The following is an 8,185-nucleotide window of genomic DNA, read 5'->3' as shown; positions in this document are numbered from 1 at the left end:
AGCTTTTTGGGTGTGAATCAATACATATTTAGCACGAATTTGTTGTAACACTTTCTCAAAAGTAACTGCTGAAATAACGTGACATTCATCCACAATAACTTGTCCATATTGTGTGATAAAAGATTTTAATTGGCCCCCATAATTTAAACTTTGGATTGTTGCCACATCAACTTTTCCGGTTATATGGTTTTTCCCTCCACCAATTTGTCCGATTTCTTTTGGGGAGACACCCAAAAATGTTGCAAGTCGTTCCACCCATTGCTTCATTAATTGCGTACGATGGACAATGACTAATGTATTAACCTTCCGCTTGGCCATTACAGCAGTAGCTACAACGGTCTTACCAAAACCAGTAGTTGCAGCTAGTGTGCCATGATCGTTCTCAAGTAATGTATTGACGACTTCATCTTGTTGCATTGATAAATTCCCATGAAAGTCGATGTCAATATTTTCACCGGCATAAGAATGGTTTGAAATGTCCAGTTGAATAGATTCATGTTTCAGCAAATTTTGTAGCTCCTCTAAACAACCACGTGGTAAAATGAGCTCCTTCTGCCCATCATTTGCACATTGGACCAATCGAGGAATTCCATGAATAGACAGCCTTTTCGCTTGCGCTTTATAAAACTCAGGATTATTAAAAGATGCTACGTTCCCCATTTTTTCTAATAAAGTTGAAGGAATCCCTTCCTTATCAATATGAATACCATTTTTTAATTCAACACTAATTTTGTCAGGCATCAGGAAAGAACGTTCCTCTTTTACGTTATCATGATCACGAAGTACCAACTGAATCTCTTGCTCTGTCATTTTTTGAACAGACGACAGATACATCCATTGATCAGGATAAGCACTAAAATGCTCATCAACAAATAAACTGTTCCCTAATTGTGCCGGTCCCTTTTGGAGTGGCAATGCAATGAGGTTACCAAATCCACCTTTCGACAAAACGTCCTGATTCGGGAACAAACGATCGAATGATGCTAACTGAACCCCACCATTTCGTTCCACCGTTTTTGATAAAAGGTACATCCCTAGTTTTCTTACAGTCGCTGCCATCACATATGAAGTGAAAAAAATCCAGACATGCGCCCCATTGCCAGAACGGGAACGCTCAATATGAAATGGTACATTCAACTTCCTGCAGGTTCCCGAGAATAATTTCACATCCTGTTTCCATTGACTCCCATCGAAATCAACCGCTAAAAAAGTACAGGTGCCATCCGATAATAACGGGTAGATTCCAATAGTCTTTTCACCGTTCAACTGTTCATTAAGTACTTGATCAGTCAAAGGTAGCAATTGGCGATGCTGACACTGACTGCATTTAATAAGTGGCTTTTGGCAAATCGGTTTCTGCCATTCCAGAGCGCATGCAGGTATATATCCACTACTTCCGCTTTGCGACTCCCAGCGCAGTGCATAGACGTCCTTTCTCCCTTTAAATAGGCTGTTTAAGAGACTGACTTTCTCTTCTACTGAAGATAGCTTACTCACTACTTTTCCAGTTACATAGGTGTTCTCTCGATTCATCATTTTCACCAATAATTGTTTCAAATAAAGATTTTCCTGCCTCAGTTTCTCCATTTCATTTTTCATATCAATCCCTCGATTCACATGATGTATACTGTTACTATATCCTAGTTAGTAGTGATGATAACCTCATTTCAATATTAATGATTGATGAAATCACCATCATTCAAAAAACGCATCCTTGAATTCCTTCAATAGAATTCGGGGATACGTTTTTGACATCCAAATCACTATGGAAAATTCATCGAGATAAGGTAATGCCATACTTTTTTAATATATTTTGCTGTAAACAATTCCTTCTTACGCACGTTCCAACTACCGAAAAGATCATCCCGTTCACTGCCTAAATTGTAATCCATAAGCATTACAGAGAACGAAATACTTCGTAATTTCTCGCTATGAATAACTTTATACTTGCCTCTACACTAGCTTCAATTAATTGATTTGAATTCTTTAATTGAAATAACCGTAAATTCCTGAAGAATGGCTGTATCTTATTGTATTTTAGTAACTTTAAGGTTAAGTTGATTTTCGCTTTTTTCTTATTGCCAGAAGAAATCGGATTATCCAGAATAAGACCGAGCATGCCTAAAAATAAGTCTACTATCTCTACACCAATCTCTTCACCCTTTGCACGATAATCACATTCAGTAATCATAAAGGACTCCCCCCTATAAACTGAATGGATATTCAGCGCATGTTGCATCTTACTAGCAAGATTTTTAGATCTATATTCTGTTGCATCCTCCACTACTATTTTTGCTTGCACTTGACTGTGTTCACTATATCCCCGTAACAATCCATAACAAATGCGTTCTGGTAGCTTTGTGTATATCGTGTCACTTACAATAGTTTGTTTAGAATCATAAATTTTTGAAAATACACGAGCTTGCTGATCTAGGGCTGACTTAGAATAATGAATAAAATTCATTTGAGTATAAGGAGCAAGTGGCAATGCCAAATCGAACAATTCCTCTATTCCCTGCCTATCTTTTGAATAACCTCCATAATCAGTCCAGTGGAAATTATAGCTTTGATTTAGCTTATGTAAAGAAGTAAAATCTGAATGATAGTAAATTGAAGATGGAATACATAGCGCCCCCATTAACTGAATAGGATCGCTACTTTGTTTGCCGCTCTCATCAAAACAAATTATTAAATCTGTAGTCTTAGACTCATTCATATAAGTACCCACCTACTTTCCTTGACAAAATGTATGTATTCTTGTGATAATGAATATAATAGCAGAGAAACGTATAACTCATGTCATTCGTACATGCGTTTGCGTATCGGAGAAAAGGAACTCATGTCACTCGTACATGCGTTCCTTTTCAGTTTTGATCATAATCAATTTAGCGTTTAAAATGTAATACACCCCATAGGTAAAATCTACTGACTCTTAGAGCCCTAATAATTTTCTCAAACCTCTGGTTACAAAACCCGACCAAACTTTCTAGCAGCTCAGAAAAAAGGAAACACCTATATCTATAATAAATAAAACAATAATATAACCGCTAGCGTGACAATGGATACGGTATCTATTATCGCTTCTTTCCCCGAAAACAAATAAATCCTCCACCAATGACCTTGATCTTTGTAATGACTCCTACTTAGACGATATACTCTTGTTCGAATGGGTACTCCGATGGAGCGAGAGATACGATCATACTCATCACCAAATCTCCCAGAAAAATATCCCCATAACTCTTGATAATTTTCTTCAGAAGCAATTCGAAGTCTTTCAGCATATATTTTCAACGAGGGATAGTAATACATATTTGTGTAAACGATCACTTTATCCCCTCCAAAAAGCATGGAATATTTTCAAATTCCCCCAGATTCAAAACTAGACTCTTCCAAGTTAATATGCTAAATTTTTTGCATATTAATAAGTGGGAGATTTTTCATAATTATTTCACATGACTTTGGAATTAATTTAGGGGATTATGCGAAAAAGGGGACTTCGAATCATTTTCCATTACCTGTGTACTAAAACAACAAATCATTCAACTCTCCAACAAAACTAAATCATCCTTCGTAATTTCTTTTTCGAGCGCAAGCCTATTTTGTTTATTGCTCGCCACAGCCATTCGATAATCGACTTTACGCGTCATTTCTTTCGCTATTTTTTTAGCAAGACCGGCATTTCCGAAATGACTATCTCTACGTGCATAAATCTCTTCATAGTGAAGAACTAATGTACGCTTTGCTTCATCTGTTATGCCGTACCCTTTACTATAAAGGTCGGTAATCTCCATTAATTCCTTTGGTGTATAATCTTCAAAATGGAGCGTTAGTCCGAAACGTCGACGGAGTCCGGGGTTACTGTCTAAGAATTGATTCATTTCTTTTTCGTACCCTGCGGCAATTAATAGGAACTGGCCTTGTCGATCGGACATTTTTTTCAACAACACTTCCACTGCTTTTTTCCCGAAGTCATTCTCTCCACCACTCACAAGTGTGTACGCTTCATCAATAAAGAACGCACTACCCATCGCTCGTTCAATCAGCCCGGCTGTCAGCTTCTCCGTTTCACCAATATGACTACCGACTAAATCGCTGCGATCTACTTCAATCAGATCGCCTCGTTCTAATAATCCAAGCGCTTGATAAATACCAGCGAGCACACGACCGACCTCGGTTTTACCTGTCCCTGGTTTACCAATCAACAGCGTGTGGTTCATCAATTTCTCTGTAGAATGATTTTCTCGTTTGTAGTATCTCATTAATTCAATCATTTTATCTATTTCAACCTTCACAGAACCAAGGCCGATAAACTGATGGAGTTCTGCACGTTTATGGGCGAGTAGTACTTCATCGATTGGAACTTCGTACGTCTTCACGCCATGCTCTTGTACCGCTTGTACAACGTCTTGTTCTTCAAACGTCGTCAATACCTTTTCCGTCCACTCTTCACGCGGAAGTTTCGCAATTCTCATCGACTGAGCAAGCCCGATTTGATCGTATAGTATACGTGCCATTCGAGCGTTACTAAATGTTTCATCGCGCATACGATAACGTTCCACGAACTCCTCATAAACTGCTTGTTTGGCAGCAGGAGTAAGCACATAGCTTCCTTCACACTGACTTAAGAAGATTTGAAGCAACTCATCTGGTGTATAGTCTTGAAAGTGAATCTTTTCAGTAAAACGATCTTTCAATCCCGGATTAGACGCAAGGAAACGGTTCATTTCTTCGGTATAGCCTGCCGCGATAACAATGAATTCACCGCGAGAATTTTCCATTGCAGGAAGCAACGTTTCAATTACTTTTTTTCCGAAATCATTACTAGAATTGCCCCTTGCTGCAAGCGTATACGCTTCATCTATAAAGAGGACGCCACCCATAGCTTCCTTAATAATTACTTTCGTTCGTTCTTCTGATTCACCAACATGCGTTCCAACGAGATCTTCTCGCTTCACTTCAGTTACGTGACCTGTCTTTAATAAACCTAGTTCCTTAAAAATCTTCCCTATAAGCCGAGCGACTATCGTTTTACCAGTACCCGGATTACCTTGAAAGACCATATGAGGTGCTACCATCGGATTAGCTTTCATTCCACGCTCTAATTTGAATTGATTAATGTCGCTTACGTTTTTAAACTCCTGGATTTTGTTTTTCACATCTTCCAGTCCAATAAACCCGTTCAAACCACTCATGAAAACATCCTTCTGATCAGTAGGTGATGAATCTACAGTAGAAGAATGTCCAGCACTGCCGCCTAATTTACTAGTGATTGGTGGAACCTGCAAGTCCGTATCGGTAAGCACAGGAACACTGTCATCCCAACGAACTAAATCTCCTGCTTCGTTGTTCTCAACAGAACAGTCGTTAAGAACTGGCACCGAACGCTCGAGTCTCAGTCCAGCCTTCTTTCCATTCATCACTTGCACCCCAGTGAATACAGCATCTGAACAATCTTGCAAGATGATTTGATCATCACGATGACCATGTACTCGAGTTACGGTCACTTCAGTACGCTCCACCTGACTCAAGACGATTCCTGACGATTGACCGTCATAGATTTCACATTCCGTTATAAAGACTTCTGCAGATTCGGTTGCTCTTATTTGTGGCCTTTTATGATTGAACAAAATTGACCGTTCTACTGAAATAACTACTTCAGGACCTGCAAGTATGCCGTTCTTATCGCCACTCGATATTTTACAATCCGTAATTTCTGCTTTAGCCGCAGCACTGAGTAAAACGTTGGATCCCTTATGACCGAAGATGATGCAATTGGCCGCCGTCAACTTGGATTCTTTCACAACTATCCCTGCACTATCCCCACTCTTTACTTCGGTCGCCGACACAATTACTTCCGATTGTTCAGAAGCAAAAATCTGTACACCACTATGATGGCTAATAAGAGAATCCGAAATAGTCACTTGACTACTTGTCACGTAAACTCCTTTATTGTTTCCACTCTCAATTTCACAACCCAGAATCGTGAACACGCTTTGAGTAAACGCAGAGAGTTGCGTCATCTGATTGTACTTCACTTCAGATTCGATGAGTGTACACGTGGAATTTCCGGAAACAATTCCTCTAGACTCACCCGAAAGGATCTGTGTTTTTGTAATCGAGAGTTTGCTTTGTTCGTTACAGGAAATTTGGTCTCCTTTTTGGTTTTTTAACTGTGAGTCGGATAGCTCAACTGATGAACCACTGACGTTCATTCCTTCAGCCTCACCATTTTCAAACGTACTTGTCTCGACTTTGATATGGGATCCATTCGTAAATGCTACATGCTCCAAACTTTGGTTTTTAAAGACACAATTTTTCAGGACACCCTTAGATTGATCACAATAGATTCCTTGGACATGTCCAAAATAAAAATTCGTACTTTCTACGTCCATAGAACTGTCTTGTTCTAAACGAAGTTGAACCCCGCGATTTCCGATGAATGAACTTTTGGTGATTGTTGCTCGACTCGTTTCATACAAGCAAAGGCCAGCATCTTGCCCACTTAAAATTCCGGAATTCGTTACCGCGACTTCTCCTCCCGCGCGCACACTAATTTGTGCAGACTTGACCGTGTCTTCTACTATGCATTCGAACAAAGCCAAACGCCCTAATACCTCAATCCCTTGGATGTTTTTTTGAAAGTTCGAATGCTCTGCGGATACTTTTGCAGCTGCATCCACTCGCATTGCAACTCCTTGAATCTCAGAGAAAAGACAGTGGTGAAGCGTTACATCTCCTGATTCGATATGTAAACCATAGTCCACTGGACCAGTGCCTCCTCCAATACTGATCGATTCGATACGCACTTCTTCCGTTGTCGCGATACGAACACTTCCTGTTAGACGAACTGAGCTTGCTTCACCTTCTGAACTTCGGAGAACGAGCAGCTTATCGATTGTTACATGTTCATCATAAACACCTTCATCAACTTCCACTGTATCTCCTGGTAGAGCTGCCTCTACTGCAACCTGAATGGTTTTGTAGTTGGATCCTTCACGCTGAGACACTTGAATAATTGCCACGTATCTTCCCACTTTCTAATCGTAAATTCAATTGATTTCTATACTTTGTATTTTTCTAAACACAATTATACGAATGAGTTCTATCATCAGTTAAGTATACTAGTAAGCCTAGGGATAGAGTAAAGAACTGCTTGTGAACAAGAGTAGATAGCCGTACTTCTTCAGCAGTCTTCGAACTGTAATTCGCTTCTTAACTCTTGCAGAATCTCGTGAATTTCAGTCGATGCTCATATTTTCTTTGATCACCTTCGTTAGCTCACATACAATATTTTTCAAAATGTCGTCGCCCAATACTTGTTCTGCCGTATCATGTGAGGCCAGCGCATCACAAAAGCGATTTCTTCTTTGATTAACCCAGTTCAAGGAAATCAGCAGGAGATGATATAATCCATCCATTATGAGCTCCCACTCAAGAATGGATTATTTATTATGGTTAAACTACTATTAATGCTACGAATGTGGATAAGAGCACCTACAGCCTCAGGACAAAGAGAACTTTGCTCTTTGCTTAAAACAATGGCCGACCACCAGCGTCACCTATTCTATTACACTTTTATTGCACCATGCGTATTTTGCTGACTCTATCAAAGATCGTAGTATGTTTATTACACTGAATGCGAGCACTGGACATTTAATTTAATGAACACTACACACGGTACAATGCTGGCATTTTATAAGTCTCCTATAAACAAAATAAAAAAACGATGAATTAACTTCTATATACGATATACTGCTAATAGAACAAACAGGAGGACATTTAATGAATTTAAATAGAAATCTAGTGAAAACGTTGAGTACCTGCCTGTAGGGGTTTAAAAACCTTTTGAGGACCCCTGCGGGCGGTACGATTCTCAAGGGAGGTTTTCACTAATGAAAAATCGTTCAAGGTCATATTATCACCATCAAAGAAAGCGGGCAATTAGCCGGAAGCTAGAGATTGTAAGATATGCCTGGGGAGTGGATACAACGGATGATATCGTACATCCTTATATTAAGCATCCCGGAAAATTGTCTAAAGCGAAGTTGAATTGTTCCTGCAAAATGTGCAAATACGAAAAACATTATGATATTCCAAAACCAAATGTTAAATCAAAAAAAGATTTAATGCAGTGGGATATTAACGAATACGTTACTGAGTAAAATGTTAATGCTGTTTCATAACG

5 protein-coding genes and 1 pseudogene are annotated in these 8,185 nt (G+C 39.2%); 1 reads left to right on the top strand and 5 read right to left on the bottom strand.

The window, feature by feature from the left end; genetic code table 11:
• The 5 genes and pseudogenes from R2B77_RS17605 to R2B77_RS17585 all read right to left on the bottom strand — a co-directional run.
• Positions 1-1,599: TOTE conflict system archaeo-eukaryotic primase domain-containing protein (locus tag R2B77_RS17605; protein WP_322555773.1), on the bottom strand; the 1,599-nt coding region annotated here is incomplete at its 3' end.
• Positions 1,600-1,897: 298 nt separating this feature from the next.
• A complete protein-coding gene (locus R2B77_RS17600; RefSeq protein ID WP_203249309.1) occupies positions 1,898-2,716 on the bottom strand; it encodes a hypothetical protein in 819 nt (272 codons plus the stop codon).
• Between the two features lie 302 nt (positions 2,717-3,018).
• Positions 3,019-3,327: a hypothetical protein gene (locus tag R2B77_RS17595; protein WP_203249310.1), complete on the bottom strand. Its 309-nt coding sequence runs from the start codon at positions 3,325-3,327 to the stop codon at positions 3,019-3,021.
• Positions 3,328-3,539: 212 nt separating this feature from the next.
• Complete coding sequence (locus tag R2B77_RS17590) at positions 3,540-7,022, bottom strand: right-handed parallel beta-helix repeat-containing protein (RefSeq protein ID WP_203249311.1); 3,483 nt, start codon at positions 7,020-7,022, stop codon at positions 3,540-3,542.
• 147 nt (positions 7,023-7,169) lie between these two features.
• Positions 7,170-7,381, bottom strand: a pseudogene (locus R2B77_RS17585) (type I restriction enzyme endonuclease domain-containing protein); the annotation flags it as partial.
• 511 nt (positions 7,382-7,892) lie between these two features.
• Here R2B77_RS17585 and R2B77_RS17580 point away from each other — a divergent pair.
• A complete protein-coding gene (locus R2B77_RS17580; protein ID WP_203249313.1) occupies positions 7,893-8,162 on the top strand; it encodes a hypothetical protein in 270 nt (89 codons plus the stop codon).
• Positions 8,163-8,185: the final 23 nt, after the last annotated feature.

The sequence above is a fragment of the Sporosarcina beigongshangi genome, from assembly GCF_033485195.1.
In the GTDB taxonomy this organism is placed as follows: domain Bacteria; phylum Bacillota; class Bacilli; order Bacillales_A; family Planococcaceae; genus Sporosarcina; species Sporosarcina beigongshangi.
The sequence above is the reverse complement of the archived record's forward strand: the minus strand, read 5'-3'. Positions and strand labels throughout refer to the sequence as shown.